General features: G+C 63.4%; 22 protein-coding genes, 1 other RNA gene and 1 pseudogene. 13 read left to right on the top strand and 11 right to left on the bottom strand.

From position 1 onward, the window contains the following. Positions 1 to 19: 19 nt before the first annotated feature. Complete coding sequence (clpB, locus tag PQR54_RS17610; RefSeq protein WP_408247804.1) at positions 20 to 2,617, top strand: ATP-dependent chaperone ClpB; 2,598 nt, start codon at positions 20 to 22, stop codon at positions 2,615 to 2,617. A gap of 150 nt (positions 2,618 to 2,767) precedes the next feature. Here the strand turns inward: clpB and PQR54_RS17605 are convergent. Continuing rightward, a pseudogene (locus PQR54_RS17605) lies at positions 2,768 to 3,226 on the bottom strand (YidB family protein); the annotation flags it as partial. A gap of 189 nt (positions 3,227 to 3,415) precedes the next feature. Beyond that, complete coding sequence (locus tag PQR54_RS17600; protein WP_408247802.1) at positions 3,416 to 4,006, bottom strand: ComEA family DNA-binding protein; 591 nt, start codon at positions 4,004 to 4,006, stop codon at positions 3,416 to 3,418. A gap of 322 nt (positions 4,007 to 4,328) precedes the next feature. On the opposite strand from PQR54_RS17600, the gene PQR54_RS17595 reads away from it, so the two are divergent. Both PQR54_RS17595 and PQR54_RS17590 read left to right on the top strand, forming a co-directional pair. Continuing rightward, on the top strand, positions 4,329 to 4,823 hold the full coding sequence (locus PQR54_RS17595; RefSeq protein ID WP_408247799.1) for a MerR family transcriptional regulator: 495 nt from the start codon (positions 4,329 to 4,331) through the stop codon (positions 4,821 to 4,823). Beyond that, complete coding sequence (locus PQR54_RS17590) at positions 4,775 to 5,218, top strand: carboxymuconolactone decarboxylase family protein (RefSeq protein WP_408247797.1); 444 nt, start codon at positions 4,775 to 4,777, stop codon at positions 5,216 to 5,218. Before PQR54_RS17595 ends, PQR54_RS17590 begins: the two co-directional genes overlap by 49 nt. 294 nt (positions 5,219 to 5,512) lie before the next feature. Here the strand turns inward: PQR54_RS17590 and PQR54_RS17585 are convergent, their stop codons facing one another. From PQR54_RS17585 to trxA, 8 genes are all read right to left on the bottom strand, one after another. Then, positions 5,513 to 6,892, bottom strand: a complete 1,380-nt coding sequence (locus PQR54_RS17585) for an MATE family efflux transporter (RefSeq protein WP_408247794.1) — start codon at positions 6,890 to 6,892, stop codon at positions 5,513 to 5,515. 2 nt (positions 6,893 to 6,894) lie between these two features. Beyond that, the gene (locus PQR54_RS17580) at positions 6,895 to 8,652 is read right to left on the bottom strand and encodes an ArnT family glycosyltransferase (RefSeq protein ID WP_408247792.1); all 1,758 of its coding nucleotides are present in this window, start codon (positions 8,650 to 8,652) and stop codon (positions 6,895 to 6,897) included. A gap of 296 nt (positions 8,653 to 8,948) precedes the next feature. Beyond that, positions 8,949 to 9,215, bottom strand: a complete 267-nt coding sequence (locus PQR54_RS17575; RefSeq protein WP_106307683.1) for a type B 50S ribosomal protein L31 — start codon at positions 9,213 to 9,215, stop codon at positions 8,949 to 8,951. A 239-nt stretch (positions 9,216 to 9,454) separates the two neighbouring features. Next, entirely contained in the window at positions 9,455 to 10,288 is an 834-nt protein-coding gene (locus PQR54_RS17570; protein WP_408247790.1) for a M90 family metallopeptidase, read from the bottom strand. A gap of 15 nt (positions 10,289 to 10,303) precedes the next feature. Next, positions 10,304 to 11,860 (bottom strand): MFS transporter, encoded by a 1,557-nt coding sequence (locus PQR54_RS17565; protein ID WP_408247788.1) that lies wholly within the window; start codon positions 11,858 to 11,860, stop codon positions 10,304 to 10,306. Then, positions 11,857 to 12,408 carry a MerR family transcriptional regulator gene (locus PQR54_RS17560; RefSeq protein WP_408247787.1) on the bottom strand — a complete coding sequence of 184 codons (552 nt, stop codon included), beginning with the start codon at positions 12,406 to 12,408 and terminating at the stop codon, positions 11,857 to 11,859. Before PQR54_RS17560 ends, PQR54_RS17565 begins: the two co-directional genes overlap by 4 nt. Positions 12,409 to 12,630: 222 nt before the next feature. After that, positions 12,631 to 13,899, bottom strand: a complete 1,269-nt coding sequence (gene rho / locus PQR54_RS17555) for a transcription termination factor Rho (protein WP_006048863.1) — start codon at positions 13,897 to 13,899, stop codon at positions 12,631 to 12,633. 237 nt (positions 13,900 to 14,136) lie between these two features. Continuing rightward, complete coding sequence (gene trxA / locus PQR54_RS17550) at positions 14,137 to 14,463, bottom strand: thioredoxin TrxA (RefSeq protein ID WP_006048864.1); 327 nt, start codon at positions 14,461 to 14,463, stop codon at positions 14,137 to 14,139. Positions 14,464 to 14,905: 442 nt separating this feature from the next. Here trxA and ffs point away from each other — a divergent pair. From ffs to PQR54_RS17510, 8 genes are all read left to right on the top strand, one after another. Further along, positions 14,906 to 15,004, top strand: an RNA gene (gene ffs, locus PQR54_RS17545) — signal recognition particle sRNA small type. Positions 15,005 to 15,244: 240 nt separating this feature from the next. Further along, a complete protein-coding gene (dnaX, locus tag PQR54_RS17540; protein ID WP_408247785.1) occupies positions 15,245 to 18,001 on the top strand; it encodes a DNA polymerase III subunit gamma/tau in 2,757 nt (918 codons plus the stop codon). A gap of 67 nt (positions 18,002 to 18,068) precedes the next feature. Further along, positions 18,069 to 18,395 carry a YbaB/EbfC family nucleoid-associated protein gene (locus PQR54_RS17535; RefSeq protein ID WP_007182071.1) on the top strand — a complete coding sequence of 109 codons (327 nt, stop codon included), beginning with the start codon at positions 18,069 to 18,071 and terminating at the stop codon, positions 18,393 to 18,395. Positions 18,396 to 18,660: 265 nt separating this feature from the next. Then, positions 18,661 to 19,257, top strand: coding sequence for a recombination mediator RecR (gene recR / locus PQR54_RS17530; protein WP_408247783.1), 597 nt, complete (start codon positions 18,661 to 18,663; stop codon positions 19,255 to 19,257). Positions 19,258 to 19,514: 257 nt separating this feature from the next. Then, positions 19,515 to 20,756 carry a CaiB/BaiF CoA transferase family protein gene (locus PQR54_RS17525; protein WP_408247780.1) on the top strand — a complete coding sequence of 414 codons (1,242 nt, stop codon included), beginning with the start codon at positions 19,515 to 19,517 and terminating at the stop codon, positions 20,754 to 20,756. Positions 20,757 to 20,938: 182 nt separating this feature from the next. After that, positions 20,939 to 21,976: an ABC transporter substrate-binding protein gene (locus PQR54_RS17520; RefSeq protein WP_106308040.1), complete on the top strand. Its 1,038-nt coding sequence runs from the start codon at positions 20,939 to 20,941 to the stop codon at positions 21,974 to 21,976. A gap of 124 nt (positions 21,977 to 22,100) precedes the next feature. Next, the gene (locus PQR54_RS17515; RefSeq protein ID WP_106307665.1) at positions 22,101 to 22,913 is read left to right on the top strand and encodes an ABC transporter ATP-binding protein; all 813 of its coding nucleotides are present in this window, start codon (positions 22,101 to 22,103) and stop codon (positions 22,911 to 22,913) included. A 52-nt stretch (positions 22,914 to 22,965) separates the two neighbouring features. After that, positions 22,966 to 23,790: an ABC transporter permease gene (locus tag PQR54_RS17510; protein ID WP_408247778.1), complete on the top strand. Its 825-nt coding sequence runs from the start codon at positions 22,966 to 22,968 to the stop codon at positions 23,788 to 23,790. A 153-nt stretch (positions 23,791 to 23,943) separates the two neighbouring features. Here the strand turns inward: PQR54_RS17510 and PQR54_RS17505 are convergent, their stop codons facing one another. After that, positions 23,944 to 24,918 (bottom strand): NADPH:quinone oxidoreductase family protein, encoded by a 975-nt coding sequence (locus PQR54_RS17505; RefSeq protein ID WP_408247775.1) that lies wholly within the window; start codon positions 24,916 to 24,918, stop codon positions 23,944 to 23,946. 224 nt (positions 24,919 to 25,142) lie between these two features. Between PQR54_RS17505 and surE the strand changes: the two genes are divergently transcribed. Next, complete coding sequence (surE, locus tag PQR54_RS17500) at positions 25,143 to 25,901, top strand: 5'/3'-nucleotidase SurE (RefSeq protein WP_408247773.1); 759 nt, start codon at positions 25,143 to 25,145, stop codon at positions 25,899 to 25,901. Beyond that, positions 25,898 to 26,950, top strand: a complete 1,053-nt coding sequence (locus PQR54_RS17495) for a protein-L-isoaspartate(D-aspartate) O-methyltransferase (RefSeq protein WP_408247771.1) — start codon at positions 25,898 to 25,900, stop codon at positions 26,948 to 26,950. The genes surE and PQR54_RS17495 overlap by 4 nt, the downstream gene beginning before the upstream one ends. Position 26,951: the final 1 nt, after the last annotated feature.

The raw sequence follows: 26,951 nt of genomic DNA, 5'->3' as shown, positions 1-26,951 counted from the left end.
GAAAATTGGAGGTCTCTTGATGAGAATCGACAAACTCACCACTAAATTCCAGGAAGCACTGGCGGACGCCCAGAGTCTGGCCGTCGGCAACGACAATCAATATATCGAACCGGTTCACGTCCTGTCGGCGCTCGTCGCCCAGCACGACGGCTCGGCGCGCTCGCTGCTCTCGCGTGCCGGCGTGCATGTGCAGGCGCTGCAAACGGCGCTCGGCGACGCCATGACGCGTCTGCCGCAAGTGCAGGGCACGGACGGCAACGTGCAGATCGGCCGCGAGCTGACCGGTCTGCTGAACCAGGCCGACAAGGAAGCACAAAAGCTCAACGACACGTTCATCGCGAGCGAGATGTTCCTGCTCGCGGTCGCGGACGACAAAGGCGAGGCCGGGCGTCTAGCGCGGCAGCACGGCTTGTCGCGCAAGTCGCTGGAAAGCGCGATTGTCGCGGTGCGCGGCGGCGCGCAAGTGCACAGCCAGGACGCCGAAAGCCAGCGTGAAGCGCTGAAGAAATACACCGTGGATCTGACCGAGCGCGCGCGTGCCGGCAAGCTCGATCCGGTGATCGGCCGCGACGACGAAATCCGTCGTTCGATCCAGATCCTGCAACGCCGCACCAAGAACAATCCGGTGCTGATCGGCGAACCCGGCGTGGGCAAGACCGCGATCGTGGAAGGCCTGGCGCAGCGCATCGTCAACGGCGAAGTGCCGGAAACGCTCAAGGGCAAGCGCGTGCTGTCGCTCGATATGGCGGCCTTGCTGGCCGGCGCCAAGTATCGCGGCGAGTTCGAAGAGCGTCTGAAGGCCGTGCTGAGCGACATCGCGAAAGACGAAGGGCAGACCATCGTCTTCATCGACGAAATTCACACCATGGTCGGCGCGGGCAAGGCCGAAGGCGCGATGGACGCGGGCAACATGCTCAAGCCGGCGCTCTCGCGCGGCGAACTGCATTGCGTCGGCGCGACCACGCTCGATGAATATCGCAAGTACATCGAAAAGGATGCCGCGCTCGAGCGGCGCTTCCAGAAGGTGCTGGTCGATGAGCCGACGGTGGAAGCGACCATCGCGATTCTGCGCGGCTTGCAGGAAAAGTACGAACTGCATCACGGCGTGGATATCACCGACCCGGCGATCGTCGCGGCGGCTGAACTGTCGCATCGCTACATCACGGACCGCTTCCTGCCGGACAAAGCCATCGACCTGATCGACGAAGCCGCTTCGAAGATCAAGATGGAAATCGACTCGAAGCCGGAAGAGATGGATCGGCTCGACCGTCGTTTGATCCAGTTGAAGATCGAGCGCGAAGCCGTCAAGAAGGAAAAAGACGAAGCGTCGCAGAAGCGTCTGCAACTCATCGAGGAAGAAATCGAGCGGCTGAATCGCGAATATTCGGACCTCGAAGAAATCTGGACGGCGGAAAAAGCCGCGGTGCAGGGCAGCGCGCAACTGAAGGAAGAGATCGAAAAAACGCGTGCGGAAATCACGCGCCTGCAACGTGAAGGCAAGCTGGAGAAGGTCGCCGAGTTGCAGTACGGCAAGCTGCCGGGTCTCGAAGCGCAGTTGAAGGAAGTGACCAAGGCCGAGGCGAGCGAGCAGAACAATCCGACGCGGCCGCGCCTGTTGCGCACGCAGGTCGGTGCGGAAGAAATCGCTGAAGTCGTGTCGCGTTCCACCGGCATACCGGTCTCGCGCATGATGCAGGGCGAGCGTGAAAAGCTGCTGCAGATCGAAGAGAAACTGCATGCGCGCGTGGTCGGCCAGGACGAGGCGATCAGCGCGGTGGCCGATGCGATCCGCCGTTCGCGCGCCGGTCTGTCGGATCCGAACCGGCCGTATGGTTCGTTTCTGTTCCTCGGCCCGACCGGGGTGGGCAAGACCGAGTTGTGCAAGGCTCTGGCGTCGTTCCTGTTCGATTCGGAAGATCATCTGATCCGGATCGACATGAGCGAATTCATGGAGAAGCACAGCGTCGCGCGTCTGATCGGTGCGCCGCCGGGATACGTCGGCTATGAAGAAGGCGGTTATCTGACGGAAGCCGTGCGTCGCAAGCCGTATAGCGTGATCCTGCTCGACGAAATCGAGAAGGCGCACCCGGACGTGTTCAACGTGCTGCTGCAAGTGCTCGACGACGGCCGCATGACCGATGGGCAGGGCCGTACCGTGGACTTCAAGAACACGGTGATCGTGATGACGTCGAACCTTGGTTCGCAAGTGATCCAGTCGATGGTCGGCGAGCCGCAGGAAGCGGTGAAGGACGCGGTCTGGGAAGAAGTGAAGCTGCACTTCAGGCCCGAGTTCCTGAACCGGATCGACGACGTCGTGGTGTTCCATGCACTCGACCGCTCGAACATCCAGTCGATCGCGCGGATCCAGTTGCAGCGTCTGCACGAGCGCCTCGCCAAGCTCGACATGCAACTGGTGGTGTCGGACTCGGCGCTCGAGCATGTGGGCAAGGTCGGCTACGACCCGCTGTTCGGCGCGCGGCCCTTGAAGCGCGCGATCCAGCAGGAGATCGAGAACCCGGTCGCCAAGCTGATTCTGGCGGGCAAGTTCGGTCCGAAGGATGTGATTCCGGTCGAACTGGAAGACGGCAAACTGGTGTTCGAACGCGTCGTGCATTAAGCGGATCGCGTTCTTCTTCGAAGGCGGGAACGGCGGCTGGCGAGCCGTTCCTGACGACGTTAAAAAACGGCAACGAAGGTGACTTCGTTGCCGTCTTTTTTTTGCTCGCTCGCCGATCATGCAAACGGACGGGCAAGCGCGGCCGCGTCGTTACGCGTTGCCCTTGCCGAACAGTGCCGACAAACCGCCGAGCGCGCCGAGCACGGTGGTGGCGTTCAGCTTGCCCTCAGCCGGCACTTCGCCTTCCGGCGTGGCCGCGTTGACGACGTGCGGCAGAATCTGCGAGAGCAGGCCGGTGACCTGGTCCGGCTGCACGCCGGCTTTCGCCGCGAGGTTGGTCACGGTTTCCGAGCCGAGAACGCTGTGCAGCGCGTCGGCCGCGATCGGCTGATTCTCGCCGTTGCTGACCCACGAGGTCACGACGTCGCCGAGGCCTTTTTCCTTGAAGCGTTCGATCAGGCCGTTCAGGCCGCCCGGCTGGCTATTGACGAATTCGAGTGCGGCCGAAACCAGGGCCTGCTGGCCACCGCCTTCGGGGGATTTGCCAACCAGGGAACCGAGTGTGTCGAGTAGGCTCATGACGGTCTCTCTTGAATGCCGACACGTGCTTGACGGGTCAGCGGGTGAAAACGCCGCGCGGTTGCGCGGCGCCGTGGAAGGATGGCGGGCGGCGGCGCGACGGCGCCGATGGGTGCATTCGCGTGGGCATCACGCGCGTATCCCTTGGGCCGTCGCGCTGCCGGCGCTCAATCCTGTTTCGTACTCCGTTTCATTCTGTCCGGTCCTGGTTTCGTACTGTCAGGCACCGCCCGAGGCCGCCGCAGCCGATGCGGCCTTGCTCTTCTTCGCTTTCTTCTTCGAAGCCTTGCTGTCGGAGGCGCTAGCCGGCGCCGCCGCAGTCGTGGCGGCCGGAGCGGAAGCCGCCGCCGCGTCGGACGCCGCAGCTTTGCTCTTCTTCTTCGACTTCGACGCCTTCGCGCCGGAAGCATCCGCCGGCGCGGCCGGCGTCGTGTTCGCGGCCGTGGTTGGCGCCGCCGTAGGCGCGGTGGCCGCAGCCGCTGCCTTGCTGCTTGCCGTGCTGCTCGGCTTCGCCGCCGGTTTGGCGCCGCTCGGCGGCGTGGACGAGCCGTTGATCGTCAGGCCGGCCGCTTCGAGATTAGTCACCGATTTGGCGCCGATGCCCTTGACGCGCGTGGCGAGATCGTCGGCGTCCTTGAACGGGCCATTCTTGGCGCGTTCGTCGATGATCGCTTTCGCATGCACCGGGCCGATACCCTTGACCGATTCGAGCGCCGCCTGGTCGGCGGAATTCACTTCGACGGCCGCCGCAAATCCGGCCGACAGCGACAAAGCCAAAGCAACGCAAAGCATTAAAAGCTTCTTCAGCATGGCAAGCACTCCATTGTGGGCAAAAAAGTTAGCCGCGAAGGGACGACCCCGTACAAAACCCGGACGACAGCATCCTGTCAGCTTTACTGCGCTTAAGCATAGAACAAATTGCGCGCCCTTATTTGCCGACGCGGACGATTTATACCGATCGATTCATGACAAGTAAATCAGTGTGGACAAGATTTAAACCTTTTGCCTCGTTATTAGGCTGTTATGAGTTTATCGATCAAATCCATGCGCCATAAAAAATGACAACGCAGACAAATGACAGCAAGACGCGCTTGACTTAGAGTGCACTCGAAGTCCTAACCTGAGTTCCGTCATGTCGAATATCTCGAAAGCACTCACCATCGGGCAGGTCGCTGAAACGATCGGCGTCTCGACGCATACGCTGCGCTATTACGAGCAGGCCGGGCTGATTCGCGAGGTCGGCCGCACGCAGGCGGGGCATCGGCTGTATTCGCCGGCCGATCTCGACTGGCTGCGGTTCGTGATGCGGCTGAAGGCGACCGGCATGCCGATCGCCGGCATGCAGGCGTTCGCGGCGCTGCGCGCACAAGGCCAGCCGACCATGAGTGCGCGCCGCGACTTGCTGGTGGCGCATCGGGATGCGGTTTTGGCGCGGATCGCGGAGTTGCAGAGCAACCTCGGCGCGATCGTCGACAAGATCGCGTACTACGAGGCGGCCGGGCGCGCACCCGCGGCGGAGCACTCGACACGACAAATCGACGAAACCCACGCGCATTCACATTCGGAAGAGGACTCACCATGGATCACGCACACAACGACCGCTACACCCGAGGCTGGGAAAAACTGAAGCAGATCGACGGCTCGACCGGCGAACAGGTGATCGCCGCGCTCGCACCGATCGCGCCGGATTTCGGACGTCTGCTGATCGAATTCGGCTTCGGCGATATTTACAGCCGGCCGCAGCTCGATCTGCGCGCGCGTGAGATTGCCACGATCGCGTCGCTGGCCACGCTCGGTTGCGCGCAGCCGCAGTTGAAGGTGCATATCGAGGCGGCGTTGAACGTCGGCTGCACGCGCGAGGAGATCGTCGAGGTGTTCATGCAGATGGCGCTCTACGCGGGCTTTCCGGCGGCGCTGAATGCGTTGTTTGCCGCGCGCGAGATTTTTGAGCGCCGTGATCAGGCGGTGAATGACGTGCAAGCGGCGAGTGCGGCTCGGGTGGTGGAGGAGGGCGCCCCCTGACCGCGAGTTGATATCGCGAGGCACGGCGACGACAAGGGTAGAGCAAGCGGCTGCTTTGCGCGGCCGTTTTTTGTTGAAGTCTTTAACGCAACTAACGGTCTGTTTTGAGCAACCACTGAGAAAGCGCGTCAGTGGTGGGGTACCAACTACGGCTTACCAGCGCAAAGCCGGCAATTTTCCATCCAAGGATCAAACCGAGGCTCACTAGCGCAAAGCCGGCAATTTTCCGACCCAGGATCAAACTGCGGCTTACCAGTGCGAAAGCCGGAATTTTTGCCGCCTGCACACCCCCCATCAAGCCGCCGAATCCACCCGAAGCGCCGCCTCGGCACGCAAATACCGCTTGCTCACCACGCGCCAGTACATCAGCAAGCCAATACCCGCAATCGCCAGACTCGCGGTATTCGCCACCCAGAAACCACGCGCGCCGGTCAGCCATTCGGGCGTGCCACCGGTCACGTCGAAGCCGAGCACATAGCCGCCGCCGAGCCCCACGCCCCACAGCGCCACCGCGTAGATCACGGTCGGCACGACCGCCACCTTGTAGGCGCGCAGCACGAACGCGGTGGTGATCTGCAAGGCATCGAACAGGTGATAGCACACGACGATCAACACCAGCGGCATCGCCGCCGTCACGACCTGCGCATTCGGCGTATAGCCTTCGATGATGTACGGCCGCAGCACCAGCACGATCGCGCCGTAACAGCAGGCGATCGCCATCGCCATCATGATGCCGTGACGCGACAGCGTGCGCGCCGCCGCCGGACGATGCGCGCCGAGCGCCTGCGCGACCAGCGTCGACGAAGCGATGCCGATCGACAGCGGCGTCATGTACAGCACCGCGCCGATATTGCCGGCGATCTGGTGGCCGGCGAGCGTCGTCGTACCGAAGCGCGCAATGAAAAGCGCCATGAATGTGTAGGAGGTGACTTCGATCAGATACGACAGGCCCATCGGAATGCCCAGCCGCAGTTGCGCCGCCTGGCGCCGCCAGACCGGCCAGCAGAACTGCGCGAAGATCGCAAACGGCCTGAAGACGTCGACGCGCGTCAGCAGCAGCATGCCGAGCGCGGCCAGCGCCCAGTTGATCGTGGTGCTGGCGAGCGCGCAACCCGGCCCGCCGAGCGCCGGCACGCCGAATCCGCCGAAGATGAACCATGTATTGAGCGGCACCTTGAGCAGCAGCGCGCCGATCTGCAGGATCATCACGAGCCGCGGTTTGCCGACTGCATTGGTGACCGAACTGTAGACGCGAAAAGCGAGCCCGGCCGGCAAGCCGAAAGCCAGAATCCGCAGGTACGCGACGGTGCGGTCGTGCAGCGCCTCGGGCACGCGCGCAACCTGCAACACGGAGCCCGGGAAGAACAGAATCAGAAAGCCGATCACCGTCAGCGCCAGCGCGAGCCACAAGGCCTGGCGAACTTCCTCGCCGATCTCGACGTAGCGCCGCGCGCCGTAGAGTTGCGCGGTAATCGGTTGCAGCGCGGTCAGGATGCCGGTCAGGCCGATATACACGGAGATATAGATCGACGAGCCGAGGCCGAGCGCGGCCAGATCCACAGCGGAGTAGCGGCCGACCATCGCCGTGTCGATCACGCCGAACGCGATGATCGCCAGTTGGCCGATCAGCACCGGCCAGGCGAGGCCGGCGATTTTCCGTACGTCGGCGAACATGCTCAGTTGGACTTCTTGTGCCAGTTGCGGCGTTTGACGACCGGCGGCTTCGGACGGTCGATGCGCACGTACAGACGGAAGCGTTCGTCGCGGTCGGCCACGCGGCGGCCTTCCCACACCAGCTTCCAGACGAAGTCGGACATCGCGCTCGGTTCGCCGTAGTCCTGCGTATCCTGCCGCAGGATCACGTCGCAGTCCTGGTCGAAGGAGAAGTGCATGTCGCCGAAATAGGCGAAGGTCGCGATCTGCGCATTGCCGAGGCGCACCGGCGAGATGCAGGTGTAGTCGTCCGGCAGATGGGCGGCGATCTGTTCGGCGACATCCTTATAGGTCCGGCTGTAGTTGACGACCGGCAGCCACAGCGTCATGAGTAGTACCCACATCAAGGTCGTGCCGGCGCTCGAGAGCACCACGCTGCGCCAAAGCACTTTCGGATGGCGCGCGAGCCGCCACCGCACCAGCACGAACCAGCAGACCGTCACGGCGACCGCGCACACGAACGACAGGATCTTGAACTGCGGCGCGAAACCCGGCGCGAGACGCGCGAGGTTGCGCGCGAGCGGATGCGGGAAACCGGTCAACCCCGCGATATAGACCAGCCAGACGAAGCTGCCAAGAATCGTGAAGCTCAGGAGCGCGAACCAGTCGATTGCGTTGATCGCGCCGCGCTTGAGCGTGGGCAGCGCGAACGCGGCCAGCACGGCGAGCGGCGGCAGCAGCAGCATGTAAAGCCGGTTCGACTGATGGCTCTGCAGCACGACCAGCACGAACAGCGGTCCGATCACCGAAAGTGGAATCGCCACGTGCGGCGCGCGCCGCAGCCCCGACCAGCTGAACCACGCCCAGAGTGCCAACGGCCACGCCGGCCACGTGAAAAGCGGCAGGTTTTTCAGCGCATAGCCGGCGACCGAGCCGGGCGGCCCGGCGAACGAACTCAAGCTGACGTGCACCCATTGATTGAGGTACCAGACGGCGTCGTCGGGGAAGGCGGCGAGCGCGGCGATCGGCCACGCCACGGACAACACGAGCGCCACCGGCAGACCCGCCAGCAGCAGCCAGCGCGAGCGCGTTTCGCGCACGATCAGGGTCATCGCCAGCGTGCCGAGCAGCAGCGCGCCGACCAGCACCGGGCTGCTGGCCAGCATGACGAGGGCGATGGCGAGACCCCAGATCAACGCGCCCTGAATCGGCTTGTCGATCATCCGCACGAGCCCGTAGACGAGCATCGCGATGCCGAAGAACTGCGCGAGTTGCGGCGTGGTTTCGTGGCCGCGCTCGGCGAGGCCGAAGCAGGCGAGCAGGATCAGCAGCGCGCCGTCGGCGAGTGTGCGGCCGTAGTCGCGCGGTTCCGGCTCGCCGCCGAATGCGTATTTGAACGGCTGGACTTCGGCGCGCCGGCCGAGCAGGTAAGCCGCATACCAGACGAACGCGCAGCCCGCGCAGAACATCAGGCCCGTGAAGACGCGTGAGGCGTTGCTCGCGTCGACCCACGGCGCGAGCAGGCGGATCGCGCTCGCGCCGAACCAGTAGCCGAGCGGGCCGTCTTCGGTGAGGTATTTGCCGACCAGATTCGGCAGCAGCCAGTCGTGCGCGCCGCCGTTCGCCATGGTCCACATGACGCCGAAGCCGGCTGCATCCTCGTTCTTCCACGGATCGCGGCCGAATAGTCCGAACGATGCGTAGACGATACAGATAGTCAGCAGCAGCCAGCGCGGCAACGCACTGGTCGCTGAGGCAGTGAGGCGAACGGCAGGTCTCATGCGGTGTGTGGATATCGGATAAGCGGGGCAGCCGGGACCGGACGGCATGTCCGGCTCGAATGGCCAATTTGGAGCATCCGGCATTGTAGTCGTGCCGTGCGATGCGCGTCACGGCCGGTAACGGCTCGCAACTTGGTTGGGAAAGCTGTAACACGGTTTGGGTGGCGCGCCGTGCTCGTGCGCTTTTCGCCGCCGCCCGCGCTATGGATGATCAGCCAGGCGACAAAAAAGGGCAGCTCGCGCTGCCCTTTTTGCTCCTGCTTCGCTGCCGGCCAGAGCCGGCGACGAGCCAGGTATTACTTCGCTGCTGCCTTGCCGGTAGCGCGCGAGCCGAACTTGTTGCGGAACTTCTCGACGCGGCCTGCCGTGTCCATGATCTTTTGCTGGCCGGTGTAGAACGGATGCGATTCCGACGACACTTCGATCTTGGCGAGCGGGTAGGTCTTGCCTTCGAATTCGGCGGTTTCACGCGTCTGGATGGTCGAGCGCGTTACGAACTTGAAGTCGTTCGACACGTCGATGAACAGAACTTCGCGGTAATCCGGGTGAATGCCTTCTTTCATGATCTTTCCTTTAATCTGGCGGTAGCCAACCCGCGTGCGGCCGTATTTAACCGAACCGCATCTAGGCGCGAGCCACTTGCCTATGGTCGAAAAACGGCGATTATGCCAGAAAATCAGTCGCTTGACGACTTTTGCTGCGGCTTTTTGCTAGCGGCACGCGCCGTTTTCACGGCTGTCCGGCTCGCTCAGCCGCCGTGGTACATGCGGGGCGCCAGCCCTTGCCAGGCGGGCGTTGCGCATCAGGCGGGCGTGAACGTCACACCGACACGCGCCGGATCCTGCCGGTAATACTGCGCGAGCAGCCGGTAAAGCTGCGGATACTCGGCTTCGAACGCCTGCGGCTGGACGAACAGCGCCTCGCTGCAAACGGCAAAAAATTCCGACGGATGATCCGCCGCGTACGGATCGATCAGCGAGTCACGCTCGAAGCGTGCCCAGCGACGCTCCGGCACCGCGTCGACTTTGGCGCAGAAGTGGTCGTAAGCATGGTCGAACACGTCGGCCCAAGCCTGCGAATCGAGCGGCGCGTGCCAGCGGCGCACGAGCGGCGGGTGGCCGTCCGCTTCGCCGTTCAGCATGTCGATCTTGTGCGCGAATTCGTGAATCACGACGTTGTAGGCGTCCGTGCCGTCCGTCATCTGCGCGTCTTCCCACGACAGCACCACCGGCCCGCCTTCCCATGCTTCGCCGCTCGCGTCCTGTTCGACTTCGTGCACCACGCCGTCCTGGTCCTCGACCGTCTTGCGGATCACGAACTCGCCCGGATAGACGATCACGCCGACCCAGCCGCGATACAGATCGAGGCTCAGGTTCAGCACCGGCAAGCAAGCCTGGGCGGCGATCGCCACGGTCATCGCGTCGGTCAGTTCGAGCTCGTGTGCGGTCGAAAATTCTTTTTGCGCGAGGAACAGGCTCGTCAGTTCGCGCAAACGTACGAGGTCCGGCGCAGCGAGGTGCGCGAGGAACGGCAGGCCGTCGAGCGTGGCTTGCCAGAGCGAATCGTCGATCGCGTAGTCGCGTAGCGCGCGCTCGCGTCGGCGTGTGCCGAACCATTGAGTCAGTTTCGAGAGCATGGCCTGAAGCAACCTTTAGTCGATCTGTTTTTGCCACGCGGCAAACAGGCCGCCGCATATCGCCACGCCGATCAGGAAGTAGAAGCCGTCCAGCGAGGCCAGAAAGCTGGCTTGTTGCGCCACCGTGCGGCTGATTTCCACGAGCGCCAGCGAGTGCGCTTCGGTGGGCGAACGGCCGGCGGCGCCAAAGCCTTTCGTCAGCGCGGCGAGCGAGTTCTGGAACACAGGATTGTACGGATTCACGAACTCCGCGAGGCGAGTTTCATGCAGTGCCTGGCGATGTTGCTCGACGATGATCACGGAGGCCGTCGCGAACGACATGGTCAGTTGCCGCACGATGTTTTTCAGCCGGTAGCCGTGGGTGAATTCTTCGATGGCGAAAATTCTGAATGTCAGATTGGCGACCGGCAGCACGATGAATAGCAGCAGCAAGCCGCGCAACAATAACGGCAGCATCAACGTCGCTTCGCCGACGCCGGGCGACATGCGCGTCATCAATGCCGCGGCGAACGCGGCGACCGCGAAGCCGGGCACGATGATCCACTTCTTGCGCGGCAGCAGCTTCGCGTAACGCAAATAAACGAACAGGGCGCTCGCCGAAATCAGCGACGTCACGCCGACCAGCTGCCCGGTGTTTTCGACCGGATAGCCGAGACCGCTCTCGAGAAAGCGCGAGATCAGATAGCTGAACACAGTCGAGATGTAGTAGTAGAACATGTACAGCACGAGCCCGACCTGGAAGACCTTCTCGCGCAACGCATGCAGGCGCACGAGCGGCGCGGGATGATGCCACTGGTGATAGGCGAACCAGCCTAGCGCGACGATCCCGGTGACGGTCAGCAGAATCAGTCCGGGCGACGCGCTGAACAGCTGGAAGCGCACCTGCTGCATCACGATCTGCAGCGCGCCTTGTGCGAACGCGAAGATGATGTATGGCCAGAAATGCGCCGAGCCGCGTTCGTCCGGCAGACGGTTGCCGGAGTCAGGCAGCGCGAGCAAGGCCAGCACGGCGAACAGCACGCCCACGGGCGCCGTGCATGCGAAGAGGGCGCGCCAGTCGAAATGCCCGACCAGCTGGCCGCCGATCAGCGGCGCCAGCGCACTGCTCAGGACGATCAGTATGAGAAACGCGCGGGTGGCCGCGGGCCGCTGCTGCGGCTTGAAACTCATCTGGATCAGGATGCGGCAGGTGCCCATCATCGGGCCGATAAAGTAGCCTTGAAAGCCACGCGCGAACGCCAGTTCGATCGACGATTCGCACAGCGCCGCGGCCACTGCGCCGGCGGCATAGAGCAGCATGCAGCCGGCCACGTAGCGCCGGTAGCCGAAGCGTTCAACCCACCATTGCTGCTGCAGGATGCCCAGCACTGCCGCGACCGCATACGCGCTCGACGCCCACACCAGTTCATCGGGCGACGCGTTGATGCCGCCGGCGATATAGCTGGTGAAAAACGAGAAGATCGAATTGTCGAAATAATCGAGGCCGGTGACGACGGCCAGCACCCATGGGAAAAAATCGCCGCGCAGTTTTTCGACGCTGAACAACGACACGCGGGGCGAAGTGGTGCTCATGAGGATTCGCCCGGCGTGGGTTTGTCCGGCATAGGGTCGCCCCGTTCTTTCGCCTGTTTTGAAGGCGTCGCGTTGCCTGCCTTGGCGCGCGCGTTGCGGCGCTGCTCGAGCAACGCCTCCGCATTCTCGCCGGCGAGGCGCCGCTTCAGGTAGTCGAGATCGGGGGTCAGTTCGGCGCGCAGCTTCTGCGCTTCCTTCAGTTCGCGGCGCACGCTTTCGATGCGCGCGTCGAGTGCTGCGACCTGTTGTTCGATGGCGTCGTGAATCTGCTGCAGCGATTCGGTCGAGTAGCGGTGGCCGCCGTCGACGGGTTCCAGCGGACGCTTGAGCATTTCGGTGACGCTGTGCAGCGAGAAACCGAGCGAGCGCAAACGCAGGATGCGGCCAAAGCGCTTCAGATCGTCCTCGTCGTAAAGCCGGTAGCGGCCTTCGCTGCGCGTGGGCGATACGAGGCCGCGTTCCTCGTAGTACTTCAGCGTGCGCGGTGTGACGCCGAGACGTTCGGCGGCGTCGCGCACCGTCAGCAGAGTGGGTGAGTCCTTGGGCATAGGTGTGTGGCTGACATGACGGACTGATGGCATTGTACTTCAACGTGTACGTTCACGTATGGGTTTAAGCGACGAGCGACTTCTCGTTGGCAGCCGGACGTGGTCTGTGTGCCGTGCGCGGGTGGCAAATCAAAGGACGAAAAAAAGCCGCTCGTTTGCGACGAGCGGCTTTTCTATGCGGTGCGTATGCTGCGGTTGCTGCGGCTATATCAGCCCAACTACTTAGCTGCCGCCGCCACGACGCATCATGTCGAAGAACTCGGAGTTGCTCTTCGTCTGACGGATCTTGTCGAGCAGGAATTCCATCGACTCGACTTCGTCCATGTCGTGAATGAACTTGCGCAGCACCCAGATCTTTTGCAGCACTTCGGGCTTGATCAGCAGTTCTTCGCGGCGCGTGCCGGACTTGTTCAGGTTGATCGACGGATAGACGCGCTTTTCAGCAAGACGGCGCTCCAGGTGCACTTCCATGTTGCCGGTGCCCTTGAACTCTTCGTAGATCACGTCGTCCATGCGGCTGCCGGTTTCGATCAGCGCCGTGCCGATGATGGTCAGCGAACCGCCTTCCTCGATATTGCGCGCCGCGCCGAAAAAGCGCTTCGGACGTTGCAGCGCGTTGGCGTCGACACCACCCGTCAGCACCTTGCCCGAAGCCGGCACGACCGTGTTGTACGCCCGCGCGAGACGCGTGATCGAGTCGAGCAGAATCACCACGTCGTTCTTCATTTCGACGAGGCGCTTGGCCTTCTCGATCACCATTTCGGCGACTTGAACGTGACGCGCGGCCGGTTCGTCGAACGTGGAGGCGATCACTTCGCCCGCCACCGAGCGCTGCATTTCGGTCACTTCTTCCGGGCGTTCGTCGATCAGCAGCACGAACAGCACGACATCCGGATGGTTCTGCTTGATCGCGTGGGCGATGTGCTGAAGCATCACGGTCTTGCCGGACTTCGGCGACGCCACCAGCAAACCGCGCTGGCCTTTGCCGATCGGCGCGATCATGTCGATGATGCGGCCCGTGACGTTTTCCTCGCCACGCATTTCACGTTCGAGCAACAGCACCTTGTTCGGGTGCAGCGGCGTCAGGTTTTCGAACATGATCTTGTGCTTCGAGGCTTCCGGCGGCTGGCCGTTGACCTTGTCCACCTTCACCAGCGCGAAATAACGTTCGCCGTCTTTCGGCGTACGCACTTCGCCTTCGATCGTGTCGCCCGTATGCAGGTTGAAGCGGCGAATTTGCGACGGGCTGATGTAAATATCGTCCGTGCTGGCGAGGTACGAAGTTTCCGGCGAACGCAGGAAGCCGAAGCCGTCCGGCAGCACTTCAAGCGTGCCGTCGCCGAAGATCGTGTCGCCCGTTTTGGCTCGTTTTTTTAGAATGGCGAACATCAATTCCTGCTTGCGCAGGCGGTTCGCACTTTCGATCTCGAGGCCATTGGCCATCTCGATCAATTCGGACACGTGCAGAGTCTTAAGCTCGGATAAATGCATACGGAGAACCCGCAGGAGAAGGTGCGACGAAATGAAATCTGGGAGGAGAGTGAGCGGAACCGCTCAAGGACTTATACGTCTTTTCGACGTTTTGCGGATTCTAGCATAGCACAAGCCAATTTCCGCCGGTGCGACGGCATGGCATCTTTCTTGTTGAGCGTGTTGTCGTCCGACAACACGCTCAACAAGGCGCGCCCGCAGGCCTTAGAAGCCAGGAGTGCGCCGATGCGACCGCTCTTACAGGTTGCCGTCGAGGAACGCGGTGAGTTGCGACTTCGACAGTGCGCCGACTTTCTGTGCGGCGACAGCGCCGTTCTTGAACAGGATCAGCGTGGGGATGCCGCGCACGCCGAACTTGACCGGCGTCGATTGATGTTCGTCGACGTTGATCTTGGCGATTTGCAGGCGATCGGCGTAATCCTTCGCGACTTCGTCGAGGATTGGCGCGATCATCTTGCACGGACCGCACCATTCGGCCCAGAAATCGAGCAGCACGGGTTTATCGGATTTCACGACGTCCTGTTCGAACGATGCGTCGCTAATATGCTTGATTTGTTCGCTCATTGTATGAATACCTCTATCGGTTCGAGGCCCGCCTGAATTGCTCGCCACGATACGTCAAAACCTAAGGAAACTTCCGTTCGCTTTGCCGCAACCGGAGGCTTGCCGACACACGCCGGAAAATATGAAAACCTGTTCCGGAATATGCGGAAGGCTCGCGTTTGCGGGTCAACCGTACGGCAGTTTAGCTTAATTCGCTATGCGTTGCCGGGGCCGATAGTACTCATCAGGGCAGTGGGGCCAATGGCTGCCGACGAAGTGCCACCGTGATTCATCAAACCATGACGCAACGTATCTGGTGGCTTGTCGGCCAAACTCAAGTGGCTTCAACGCGACTCGCCGCGAGTTCGTCTATATGGTGCGGAAGTAGCGATTCGGCGCGTCGTTGGCGCTTTGCTCGTATTAACAGTCGCACGACGGCTCAAGCGGTGATAGAATGTTTCGTGACGGGCCTCCTCGCATGGAGGGATGGTCAACCTGGTCAGGTCGGGAACGAAGCAGCCACAGCCGTTTTCCACCAGTGCCGAGGGTCGGGCTCGTCACCTTCCTCTTTTGATTCTTTCTGTCGGTTCTTGTTGTTCTCCGCGGGTTCTTCCGCAAATGCATTCCATCTCCTGTTTTACCCTGAGCGCGGCAGCATGCAGCCATCTCTGTTGACGTTTCTCGCGCGCTTCATCTATTTTTTTCTATCGGTCCGTTAGTCACTTCCAATGAAGTGACAGCATGCGTTCGCGCGCCGTCGCGAATCGGTTTTGCGTGGCATCGTTACTGATACAATTTCCGGATGACCTATCAAGTTCTCGCACGCAAATGGCGGCCGAAGGATTTCGCTTCGCTCGTCGGACAGGAGCACGTGGTGCGCGCGCTCACGCACGCGCTCGACGGCGGCCGTCTGCACCATGCCTATCTGTTTACCGGCACACGCGGCGTCGGCAAAACCACGCTGTCGCGCATCTTCGCCAAGGCGCTGAATTGCGAAACCGGCGTGACCTCCACGCCGTGCGGCGTGTGCCGCGCGTGCCGTGAGATCGACGAAGGGCGCTTCGTCGATTATGTCGAGATGGACGCGGCGAGTAATCGCGGCGTCGACGAAATGGCGGCGCTGCTGGAGCGCGCAGTTTACGCGCCGGTGGATGCGCGCTTCAAGGTCTATATGATCGACGAAGTGCACATGCTCACCAACCACGCCTTCAACGCCATGCTGAAGACGCTGGAAGAACCGCCCTCGCACGTCAAGTTCATTCTCGCCACGACGGATCCGCAAAAGATTCCGGTCACGGTGCTGTCGCGCTGTCTGCAGTTCAATCTGAAGCAGATGCCGGCCGGCCATATTGTCTCGCATCTCGAACATATTCTCGGCGAGGAGAAGGTGCCGTACGACGCCCAGGCGCTGCGTCTGCTCGCGCGCGCGGCCGACGGCTCGATGCGCGACGCGCTTTCGCTGACCGATCAGGCGATCGCCTATTCGGCCAATCAGGTCAATAAAGAAGCCGTGCGCGGCATGCTCGGCGCGCTCGACCAGAGCTATCTGATTCGTCTGCTCGACGCGCTCGCGGACGGCGACGGCGCCGCGGTGCTATCGGTCGCCGACGAGATGGCGTTGCGCAGCCTGTCGTTTTCGACGGCGCTGCAGGATCTGGCGAGTTTGCTGCATCGGATCGCGTGGGCGCAGTTCGCGCCGTCGTCGGTACTGGACGAGTGGCCCGAGGCGGCCGACCTGCGTCGCTTCGCTGAAGCGCTGAGCGCCGAACAGGTGCAATTGTTCTATCAGATCGCGACGATCGGTCGAAGCGAACTGGGTCTTGCGCCGGACGAATATGCGGGCTTCACCATGACGCTGCTGCGCATGCTGGCGTTCGAACCGGCGCCTACGGGCGGCGGCGGTGGCGCCGTGGGTTCGGCGCGTGCGCCTCGCCAGGCGGGGGCGAACGGAGCGAAACGTGCCGGCGCGCCGGTCGTGGCCGCGCAACAGGGCGCTTCGGGTTTGCCGGCGACGGCAGCCGCGGCGCCTGCATCGGGGAGTTTGCGTGAAGCGAGCATGAACGCTGCCGCAGCCGTTCGTGAACTACAGTCTGGCAATGTTGCCGCGCTGGTTCGTGAACCACAGCCAGGCGAAGCTGCCGCGGTGGGCAAGGGCGGTGCGATTGGCGCATCGGCCCAGCCTGCTCAGCAAGCCAACAGCGCAATTGAAGTGCAGGCCCCTGTTAACAGTATTGAGAGTATTCAAGCTACGCCGCCGGAATCCGCCCAAGGCGTGGCGACGGAGCAATCGCCAGGTGCGGAGCCGACAATCACAACTGAGTCGACGTCGGTTGCTCGCGAGGTGAATCCAACGCCGGTGCTGCCAGTGGACGATGCTGCCGCAGCATCCGCATCGCCTGCCGTCTCAACAGCCGTCGCCTTGGCGCCGTGGGATGACGCGCCCGCCGACTCGGCCGCGAACGAAGCTTCCGTAACGGCTGTCCCCAATGGGTCGGAGGCGAACGAAGCCCCCGCACCCGCGTCCCTCGCTGACTCCGCGCCCGCGCCCGCGTCCGCGTTGAGCGCACCGGCAGCCGCCGCGCTCGCACGCACCGAGCAGGCCGCCGCAGCAGCGCCGTCGCAAGAGTCGCAGGAACCGCCGCCCGCTGCCGATAGCGCACCGCGTCGCGCAGGTGGCGCAAGCGCCGCGCTCGACGTCTTGCGCAGCGCTGGTTTGAAAGTATCGTCGGACCGTGGCCGCGCGACTGCGGCAGCGACCGCGAAGCCCGCTACGCCCGCTGCGCCGAAACCGGCCGCGCCGCGCGTTGTCGTGCCCTTGCCGACGCCGGGCGCACCGCGCCGTGCGCCGCAGCAGGATGCCGCACCGGCAGCACCCGCGGCTCGCGCGTCGGCATCTTCAGCGCCCGCGCAGCGCAACGGCGCCGAGCAGAACGGGGCGTCGGCGCCGCCGTGGGACGACATGCCGCCCGACGAATACATGCCGCTGACGGCCGCGGACGAAGGCTATTACGGCCTGCCGGACGACGGTTACATGCCTGTGTTCGACAGCGGCCCGGATGACGTCCGCGTGAATACCTCTGCAACGTCCACGCCGGCGCCGGTGGTCGATCAACGTCCACTGCCGCCCGCCGTGCCGCTCGATCCGCTGGGTTTCAAGGGTGACTGGCCGGCCTTGGCCGTCGATCTGCCGCTCAAGGGCATTTCGTATCAGCTCGCGTTCAACAGCGAACTGATGGCGCTCGAAGGCAGCACGCTCAAACTGAACGTGCCGGTGCCGCAGTACGCGGAAGCCTCGCAAGTCGCTAAACTGAAAGCCGCGCTCGCCGACAGGCTCGGTCAGGTTGTCGAGGTGCTGGTCGAAGTCGGTCCGGCGCGCCGCACGGCCGCCGCGCACGACGCCGCCTTGCGCGCGCAGCGTCAGCAGGAAGCGGAGCGCGAGATCGGCGCCGATCCGTTCGTGCAGTCGCTGATCCGCGAGTTCGGCGCGAGCATCGTGCCGGGCTCGATTCGCCCGATTACTCCGGACGCCGGCGCGAACGGCGCGCCGCCGGTCCACTGATTCGCCGCGCGACACACCATAGCGCGCCCGTTTTCCGAATTTCACGCTATCAAGAAGGAGCATGTCCATGATGAAAGGCCAACTCGCCGGGCTGATGAAGCAAGCCCAGCAGATGCAGGAAAACATGAAGAAGATGCAGGAGCAACTCGCGCTGATCGAAGTCGAGGGGCAGTCGGGCGCCGGTCTCGTGAAGGTGACGATGACCTGCAAGAACGACGTGCGCCGCGTATCGATCGACCCGAGCTTGCTCGCTGACGACAAGGACATGCTGGAAGACCTCGTCGCCGCCGCGTTCAACGACGCCGTGCGCAAGGCGGAAGCCACCGCCCAGGAAAAGATGGGCGGCATGACTTCGGGTCTGCCGCTGCCGCCGGGCTTCAAACTGCCGTTCTGAACGACACCGCCGCAAGGCTGCGGGTCAGGCGCCGCGCCAGTTGTCGCCGCGGCGTGTACGGAACGCGTGAGTTGCGCACGCAGCACGTGCCGCCAGTGCCGCACTCACTGAGCGCGTGTTCCGGCTTGACCCAACTGGCTGTGGTTCGGCCGAGGCGTGCATCGTGCGCCCTCGAGCCGGCCGTCGCCGGAATGATGGAAACCGATCGAATCAACCGCATCGCCACCCGAATAGCCGGGCACTACCCACTTCGACGCCGATCCGCATGAAACAACCTTCCGCCTTGTCGGCGCTCGTCGAAGCGCTGCGCGCGCTGCCAGGCGTCGGGCCGAAGTCCGCGCAACGCATGGCGTACCACCTGATGCAGCACGATCGCGATGGCGCCGAAAAACTCGGCCGCTCGTTGCTGTTCGCCACTGAGCATCTGCAGCACTGCGAGAAGTGCAATACCTTCACCGAAGCGCAGATCTGCGAGGTCTGCCTCGATGAGGAGCGCGATCCCGCTTTGCTGTGCGTCGTCGAAACGCCTGCCGACCAGATCATGCTCGAGCAGACCATGACCTATCGCGGACTCTACTTCGTGCTGATGGGGCGGCTGAGTCCGCTCGACGGCATTGGTCCGAAGGAGATTCATTTCGACCGGCTGGTCAAACGCGCATCGGATGGCGTGGTCAAGGAAGTCGTGCTGGCCACGAATTTCACCAACGAAGGCGAGGCGACCGCGCATTACCTCGGGCAGACGCTCAAGGCGCGCGGCCTCGCTGTCACACGCCTTGCGCGTGGCGTGCCGGTGGGCGGCGAACTCGAATACGTGGACGCCGGCACGATCGCCCGCGCCATGCTCGACCGTCGTTCGATGTAGCGCAAGGGAACAACTACAACGCGGGGCGATGCGCGTCGGGATCGGAACAGTAAACTGCTTGCATGAGACCAAGGCGCGCTGTGGGTCCGGAGAGGGCGATAAAGCGCTAGCTCAGGATCGACATAAGTGATTTGCATGGGACCAGGGCGCGCTGCGTGGGATCGACATAAGCGCTAAAGCGCTAACTCTGGTCGACAGCTTTGCATGGGGCGGGAGTAAGCGCTAAAGCGCCAACTCCCGCCGACAAAAGGAGACACATGAGCGCCACCCCCGAATCAGGCGCGAGCACCGCGCCGCAAAATAAAACCGGCCCGCTCGCCGGAGTCAAAGTGCTGGAACTCGGCACGCTGATCGCCGGCCCGTTCGCCGCGCGCTTTCTCGGCGAGTTCGGCGCCGACGTCATCAAGATCGAAGATCCCAAGGGCGGCGACCCGCTGCGCAAGTGGCGCAAGCTCTATCCGGAAGTCGGCGGCACGTCGCTCTGGTGGGCCGTGCAGGCGCGCAACAAGAAATCCGTCACGATCAATCTGAAGGCCGAAGAGGGCAAGGAGATCGTGCGGCGCCTCGCGAAAGAAGCGGATATCGTCGTCGAAAATTTCCGGCCGGGTTTGCTGGAGAAACTCGGGCTCGGTTATGACGTGCTGTCGGCGGAAAATCCCGGGCTCGTGATGGTGCGCCTGTCCGGTTACGGCCAGACCGGTCCGTATCGCGACCGGCCTGGATTCGGCGCGATCGCCGAATCCATGGGCGGCTTGCGTCATATCACCGGCTACCCGGATTTGCCGCCGCCGCGCATCGGCATTTCGATCGGCGATTCGATTGCCGCGCTGCACGGCGTGATCGGCGCGCTGATGGCGCTGCATCACAAGCAGGTGAACGGCGGCAAGGGGCAGGTCGTCGACGTCGCGCTGTACGAGGCCGTCTTCAACATGATGGAGAGCGTGGTGCCCGAATACGGCGTGTATGGCATGGTGCGCGAGCGCACCGGCGCGTCGCTGCCGGGTATCGTGCCGTCCAACACGTATCCGTGCCGCGACGGCAGCATCGTGATCGGCGGCAATAGCGATCCGATCTTCAAGCGCCTGATGATCGCGATCGAGCGCGAGGATCTCGCGAACGATCCGGCGCTCGCGCACAACGACGGCCGGGTGCCGCGCACCCAGGAAATCGACGGCGCGATCGCCGCCTGGCTCGCCACGCGTACCATCGACGAAGCGCTCGCCGTGCTGAATGCCGCCGACGTGCCGGTGGGCCGCATCTACAGCGTGGCGGACATGTTCACCGATCCGCAGTTCATGGCGCGCCAGATGATCCAGCGTTTCAAGTGGCAGGACGGCAAGGAAATCACGCTGCCGTCGGTCACGCCGAAGCTCTCGGCCACGCCGGGCGAGACACGCTGGCTGGGTCCGGAACTGGGTGAACATACCGATGAAGTCCTGCAATCGCTAGGTTATGATGCAGACCACATTGCAAGGTTGCACGCGCAACAGATCGTTTGAGTGAGCGGGCCGCGCGGTATGCCTGCCGCGCGTGCTTCACGGATGCCGCGCATGCAAGGTCGCGCAAGCCGTGAGTCGAACGCGGATGCAAACGCGGCGCTCACGAGCGCAGCGGCAGCAAAAAAAGCCGGCAAAAAAGCCGGACAGAAAACCGGACCACGAAAGTTTGGAGACTCGAGACCATGCAACGGAGAAGTTTTCTCGCCGGCACTGCCGCACTCGCGGGCGCCACGCTCGCCGCCACGCCGCTCGCCTTCGCGCAGGGCAAACCTGAAACCAGCAAGGTGGCGATCGCCGTCGGCGGCAAGAACCTGTTCTACTACCTGCCGCTCACCATCGCCGAGCGTCGCAATTACTTCAAGGACGAAGGGCTCGACGTCGAAATCTCCGACTTCGCCGGCGGCTCGCAGGCGTTGAAAGCGGCGGTCGGCGGCAGCGCGGACGTGGTGTCCGGCGCGTTCGAGCATACCTTGCTGCTGCAGGCGCAAAAGCAGATGTTCCGCGAGTTCGTCCTGCAAGGCCGCGCGCCGCAGATCGTGCTCGCGGTCTCGAAGAAGACCATGCCGAACTACAAGTCGATTGCCGATCTCAAGGGCAAGAAAATCGGCGTGACCGCGCCGGGTTCGTCGACTTCGATCATGGCGAGCTTCGTGCTGGCGAAAGCGGGGCTGAGCGCGAAAGACGTCGCGTTTATCGGCGTCGGCGCGGGCGCCGGCGCGATCGCCGCGTTGCAGTCGGGACAGATCGACGCCATCGCCAATCTCGACCCGGTCATGACCAAGCTCGAGCGCACCGGCGAGATTCGCGTGGTGTCCGACACGCGTACGCTCGCCGACACACGCAGCGTCTTCGGTGGCGATATGCCGGCGGGGTGTCTGTACGCATCGCAAACGTTCATCACGAAGAATCCCAACACCACGCAGGCGCTGACCAACGCGATGGTGCGCGCGCTCAAGTGGCTGCAAACGGCGACCGGCAGTGAACTGATCAACACGGTGCCGGAAGGCTACCTGCTGGGCGACCGCGCGGTCTATCTGGACGCGTGGCAGCACGTGAAGGAAGCAATGTCGCCCGATGGCCTGATGCCGGCGGACGGCCCGGCGACGTCGCTGAAGACCTTGCAGGCGTTCGATCCGAACGTGCAGGGCAAGCCGATCGATCTGTCGAAGACGTGGACCAACGACTTCGTCAAGAAAGCGCTGACTACCGTCAAGGCTTGAGTCGAGCACAGGCATTCGGGCTGTGGGGCGACGCAACGCGCGTCGCAACCACTCTATCCCGGCGCCGCGTGCCATGACGTGACCTGATCACACACCAATCCGATCTTTCGAAGCGAGCTGAACGATGACCGTTGCCGCACTGGCGCTCGACAACATCACCTGCACGTTCGCCGCGCGTGACAACCGCGCGCAGCGCTACACGGCGGTGAAGGAAACCACGCTGCGCATCGCGCCGGGCGAGTTCGTCTCGGTGGTCGGCCCGACCGGTTGCGGTAAATCCACGCTGTTGAATGTCGGCGCGGGTTTGCTGGGGCCGTCGTCGGGCACGGTCAGCGTGTTCGGTGAGCCGCTCAAGGGCATCAACCGGCGCGCCGGCTATATGTTCCAGGCCGACGCGCTGATGCCGTGGCGCTCGGCCATCGATAACGTCATGGCCGGCCTCGCGTTTCACGGCGTGCCGCCCGCCGAAGCCCGCATCAAGGCCGACGAGTGGTTGAAGCGCGTCGGCCTCGGCGGCTTCGGCGATCGCTATCCGCATCAGCTGTCGGGCGGCATGCGCAAGCGCGTCGCGATGGCGCAGACGCTGATTCTCGATCCGGACATCATTCTGATGGACGAGCCGTTTTCCGCGCTCGACATCCAGACGCGTCAGTTGATGGAAAACGAGTTGCTCGACCTGTGGGCCGCCAAACGCAAAGCGGTGTTGTTCATCACGCACGATCTCGACGAAGCGATCGCGATGTCGGATCGCGTGGTGGTGCTTTCGGCCGGGCCGGGCACGCACCCGATCGGCGAATTCACGATCGACCTGCCGCGTCCGCGAGACGTTGCCGAAATCCGTTCGCATCCGCGTTTCGTCGAATTGCATGCGCAGATCTGGAGCGTGCTGCGCGACGAAGTACTCAAAGGCTATCAGCAGCAACTCACCGCCGTATAAACGTAAACGCGTCACGTATCGCGTCAATCAATCGTCCAAGGCAAACCGAGTCATGTGGAAGACGTTGCGCCCGAACCGGGCGAATCTGGTGATCTGGCAATGGCTGCTGCTGGTGCTGTGCTTCGTGCTCTGGTACGTGCTGACCAGCCCGACGCTGCTGCCGGCGTTCTATTTCGACGACCCGAACAAAGCCGCGTTCTTCTTCGGCGAGCCGCAGAAAGTGCTGCAGCGGATCTGGGAATGGTTCGTGGGCGGCGAGATCTATCTGCACCTCTGGATCACGCTGGTCGAAACCGTGCTCGCATTCGCGCTCGGCACGGCGCTCGGGCTCGGCGTGGGCTTGTGGCTCGCGCTCTCGCCGCTGGCGAGCGCGCTGTTCGATCCGTACATCAAAGCCGCCAATTCGATGCCGCGCGTGATTCTCGCGCCGATCTTCGGCGTGTGGTTCGGGCTGGGCATCTGGTCGAAGGTGGCGCTCGGTGTCACGCTGGTGTTCTTTATCGTGTTCTTCAACGTCTATCAGGGCGTGAAGGAAGTCAGTCCGGTCGTGCTCGCCAACGCGCGCATGCTCGGCGCGAACGGCAAGCATTTGCTGCGCTTCGTCTACTTGCCTAGCGCGATGAGTTGGGTGTTTTCGAGCTTGCATACGTCGGTGGGACTGGCGTTTGTCGGCTCGGTGGTGGGCGAATATCTCGGCTCGGCGCGTGGCGTCGGCTATCTGATTCTGCAGGCCGAAGGCACCTTCGATATCAATACCGTGTTTGCCGGGATTCTGGTGTTGACCGCGTTCGCGCTGATTCTGGATGCGATCGTCGGCATCGGCGAGCGGCGCTTGATGAAGTGGCAGCCCAAGACGGGCGACACGGAAAAGCTGTAGGGCAGAACGGCGCGCGTTCGATACGCGCGAACCTCGATGCGCAACACGCAACACGCAACGCACATCGCTTAGCGAAAAAGAAACGACGCGCCGGTTGGAAAACCGCGCGTCGTTTCTTTTGGTTGCTACCAGAACGAATCGGTTACGCAAGGACTAAGGCGTCACCACCACCTTCCCGATCACGCGACGCTCCGCCATATCCCGCAACGCGCGCCCAGTGTCCTCGAGCGAATAGCGCGCCGACACATACGGCTTGAGCTTGCCTTCGCCGATCCACCGCGTCATTTGTTGAAACGCCGCGTGATTGTGCTGCGGTTCGCGCTTCGCAAAGTCACCCCAGAACACGCCGACCAGACTCGCGCCTTTGAGCAGCGTCAGGTTGAGCGGCAGCTTCGGAATCTCGCCGTTGGCGAAGCCCACCACCAGATAACGGCCGCGCCAGCCGATGCTGCGAAACGCCGGCTCCGCATACACGCCGCCGACCGGATCGTAGATCACGTCCGGGCCTTTACCGTCGGTGAGCGCCTTGATGCGCTCGCGCAGATCTTCGGTGCTGTAGTTGATGGTCGCATCCGCGCCGTGCTTGACGCAGGTCGCGAGTTTCTCGTCGCTCGACGCGGCCGCGATCACGCGCGCGCCGAGCGCTTTGCCGATTTCGACGGCTGCCAGCCCGACGCCGCCGGCCGCGCCGAGCACCAGCATCGTCTCGCCCGCTTGCAACGCGCCACGATCGACAACGGCGTGATGCGATGTGCCGTAGGCCAGCGTGAAGGCGGCGGCCAGCTCGAAGTCGACATCGTCCGCTAACGGTACGCACGCCGCAGCCGGCGCGAGCGCCTGCTCCGCGAAACCACCCTGACCGGTGAAGGCCACCACGCGTGAGCCGGGCTTAAACTGCGTGACGTCGGCGCCGACCGCGCGCACCACGCCCGCGACTTCCGAGCCGGGCGTGAAGGGCAGCGGCGGTTTGAACTGGTATTTGTTCTCGATGATCAGCACGTCGGGAAAGTTGACGGCGGCGGCTTTCACGTCGATCACGACATGGCCTGGCGGCGCTTCGAGGTCCGGCAGGTTTTCGACGACCAGGCTCTCCGGCGGCCCATATTGTCTACAGCGAATCGCGCGCATCGTGTCTCCATTTCGATCAGGGGTTCGCAAGCATTCTGAGTGTAAAACAATCAGCACGACCGTGCGTTTTTATTGGCTCGTATGTGATCGGCAAGTGCGCGATGCATGTCCGGCCGTCGACTCGCGCCGGCCTTTCACGATCCCGACGCGTGCGCGTTGCATACGTCGTGCGCATGGCCCGCCGTGTCGTTCGCGCGCCTTCTTTCCTCGGTTACAATCGCCGCATGCGAATCCTACTCAGCAACGACGACGGTTATCTGGCGCCCGGCCTTGCTGCGCTTTACGAAGCGCTCAAGCCGATCGCGGACGTCACCGTGATGGCACCCGAACAGAATTGCAGTGGCGCGTCGAATTCCCTGACGCTGTCGCGGCCGCTCTCGGTCCTGCGCTCGGCCAATGGTTTCTACTACGTGAACGGCACGCCCACCGACTCGGTGCACATCGCGTTGACAGGCATGCTCGACCATACGCCGGACCTCGTGGTCTCGGGCATCAACAACGGTCAGAACATGGGCGAAGACACGCTCTATTCGGGCACCGTCGCGGCCGCCACCGAGGGCATCATGTTCGGCGTGCCGGCCATCGCGTTCTCGCTGGTCGACAAGGACTGGGTGCATCTCGACGACGCCGTGCGGGTTGCCGCTGAAATCGTCGCGCACTATCTCGAGCAGCCGTTGCCCGGGCATCCGCTTCTGAACGTCAACATTCCGAATCTGCCGTATGAGCAACTCGGCGACTGGCAGATCACGCGTCTCGGCAAACGGCACCCGTCGCAGCCGGTGATCCGCCAGACCAACCCTCGCGGCGAACCGATCTACTGGATCGGTCCGGCGGGCAGCGCACGCGACGCGAGCGAAGGCACCGACTTTCACGCCGTCGCCAACGGCCACGTGTCGGTCACGCCGTTGCAGCTCGACCTGACCCACACGCAAATGCTGCCCGCAGCGCGCGACTGGGCGCGCGCCGGCGGCGGCGCTTCATGACCAGCGAGCGCGGCAAGCGCTTTCCGCTCGGCCTCGAGGACCTGGTGCGCGAACCGCGCCGGCCCGAAGGACGTCCAGGCGAAATCCGCGCGGCGGCGCTCGCCGCAAGCGCGGCGCTGAACGCGCGTCAGCAGCCCGCGAAGAATGCGCCGCCCGGTTCCGCGGGTAAATCCCAATCCGGGCAGACAAGGGCGCAGCCTGCGGTGCAGATGAAACCGCAAGCCAAACCCTCGGCGACGACGCCGCCGAAGCCGGTGGCCGCGCCTTCCGTTAAAACGCCGGCCAAGCCGGTCGTTCAAAGTTCGACGGCACGCACCGCTCCGCAGTCGGCGGCGTCGGCCAAACCCGCTGCACGATCCAGCGAGCGCAGCGCCGCACCGAACGTCGCTCTGAACGGCGCGATGGCACTGACGTCGGAACGGGTTCGCGAACGCATGGTCGAACGCCTGCGTGCGAACGGCGTGACCGATCAGCGCGTGTTGAACGCGATGTCGGTGGTGCCGCGCCACATGTTCGTCGACCCGGGTCTCGCGGTTCAGGCCTACGAAGACGCGGCGTTGCCGATCGGCCATCACCAGACGATCTCCAAGCCGTCGGTGGTCGCTCGGATGATCGAGCTGGCCGCTGCCGGCCGCGCGCTGAACAACGTGCTCGAAATCGGTACCGGCTGCGGTTACCAGGCGGCCGTGCTGAGCCAGGTCGCGCGCGAGGTTTACTCGATCGAGCGCATCAAGCCGTTGTCCGAACGCGCGAAGACGAACTTGCGTCCGCTGCGCATTCCGAACATTCGCCTGCATTACGGCGATGGGCGCCTGGGGCTGCCGGCGGCGGCGCCGTTCGACGCGATCGTGATCGCCGCGGCGGGGCTCGACGTACCGCAAGCATTACTTGAACAACTCGCGATCGGCGGCCGTCTGGTCGCGCCGGTCGGCTCGCAGGACGGCCAGAACCAGGTGCTGACTCTGGTCGAGCGCCTCGGACCCGCGCAGTGGCGCGAGTCGCGGCTTGATCGCGTTTTCTTTGTACCCTTAAAATCCGGAGTGATTTGAC

It is taken from the genome of Paraburkholderia phytofirmans (genome assembly GCF_046028095.1).
GTDB classification, from domain to species: domain Bacteria; phylum Pseudomonadota; class Gammaproteobacteria; order Burkholderiales; family Burkholderiaceae; genus Paraburkholderia; species Paraburkholderia phytofirmans_A.
Note: the sequence above shows the minus strand (reverse complement) of the source record. Positions and strands in the feature narration are given on the sequence as shown.

Coding starts and splice junctions, on each gene's coding strand:
- clpB (WP_408247804.1), top strand. CDS start 20: ATGAGAATCGACAAACTCACCACTAAATTCCAGGAAGCACTGGCGGAC.
- PQR54_RS17600 (WP_408247802.1), bottom strand. CDS start 4,006: ATGCTGAAGAAGCTTTTAATGCTTTGCGTTGCTTTGGCTTTGTCGCTG.
- PQR54_RS17595 (WP_408247799.1), top strand. CDS start 4,329: ATGTCGAATATCTCGAAAGCACTCACCATCGGGCAGGTCGCTGAAACG.
- PQR54_RS17590 (WP_408247797.1), top strand. CDS start 4,775: ATGGATCACGCACACAACGACCGCTACACCCGAGGCTGGGAAAAACTG.
- PQR54_RS17585 (WP_408247794.1), bottom strand. CDS start 6,892: ATGTTCGCCGACGTACGGAAAATCGCCGGCCTCGCCTGGCCGGTGCTG.
- PQR54_RS17580 (WP_408247792.1), bottom strand. CDS start 8,652: ATGAGACCTGCCGTTCGCCTCACTGCCTCAGCGACCAGTGCGTTGCCG.
- PQR54_RS17575 (WP_106307683.1), bottom strand. CDS start 9,215: ATGAAAGAAGGCATTCACCCGGATTACCGCGAAGTTCTGTTCATCGAC.
- PQR54_RS17570 (WP_408247790.1), bottom strand. CDS start 10,288: ATGCTCTCGAAACTGACTCAATGGTTCGGCACACGCCGACGCGAGCGC.
- PQR54_RS17565 (WP_408247788.1), bottom strand. CDS start 11,860: ATGAGCACCACTTCGCCCCGCGTGTCGTTGTTCAGCGTCGAAAAACTG.
- PQR54_RS17560 (WP_408247787.1), bottom strand. CDS start 12,408: ATGCCCAAGGACTCACCCACTCTGCTGACGGTGCGCGACGCCGCCGAA.
- rho (WP_006048863.1), bottom strand. CDS start 13,899: ATGCATTTATCCGAGCTTAAGACTCTGCACGTGTCCGAATTGATCGAG.
- trxA (WP_006048864.1), bottom strand. CDS start 14,463: ATGAGCGAACAAATCAAGCATATTAGCGACGCATCGTTCGAACAGGAC.
- dnaX (WP_408247785.1), top strand. CDS start 15,245: ATGACCTATCAAGTTCTCGCACGCAAATGGCGGCCGAAGGATTTCGCT.
- PQR54_RS17535 (WP_007182071.1), top strand. CDS start 18,069: ATGATGAAAGGCCAACTCGCCGGGCTGATGAAGCAAGCCCAGCAGATG.
- recR (WP_408247783.1), top strand. CDS start 18,661: ATGAAACAACCTTCCGCCTTGTCGGCGCTCGTCGAAGCGCTGCGCGCG.
- PQR54_RS17525 (WP_408247780.1), top strand. CDS start 19,515: ATGAGCGCCACCCCCGAATCAGGCGCGAGCACCGCGCCGCAAAATAAA.
- PQR54_RS17520 (WP_106308040.1), top strand. CDS start 20,939: ATGCAACGGAGAAGTTTTCTCGCCGGCACTGCCGCACTCGCGGGCGCC.
- PQR54_RS17515 (WP_106307665.1), top strand. CDS start 22,101: ATGACCGTTGCCGCACTGGCGCTCGACAACATCACCTGCACGTTCGCC.
- PQR54_RS17510 (WP_408247778.1), top strand. CDS start 22,966: ATGTGGAAGACGTTGCGCCCGAACCGGGCGAATCTGGTGATCTGGCAA.
- PQR54_RS17505 (WP_408247775.1), bottom strand. CDS start 24,918: ATGCGCGCGATTCGCTGTAGACAATATGGGCCGCCGGAGAGCCTGGTC.
- surE (WP_408247773.1), top strand. CDS start 25,143: ATGCGAATCCTACTCAGCAACGACGACGGTTATCTGGCGCCCGGCCTT.
- PQR54_RS17495 (WP_408247771.1), top strand. CDS start 25,898: ATGACCAGCGAGCGCGGCAAGCGCTTTCCGCTCGGCCTCGAGGACCTG.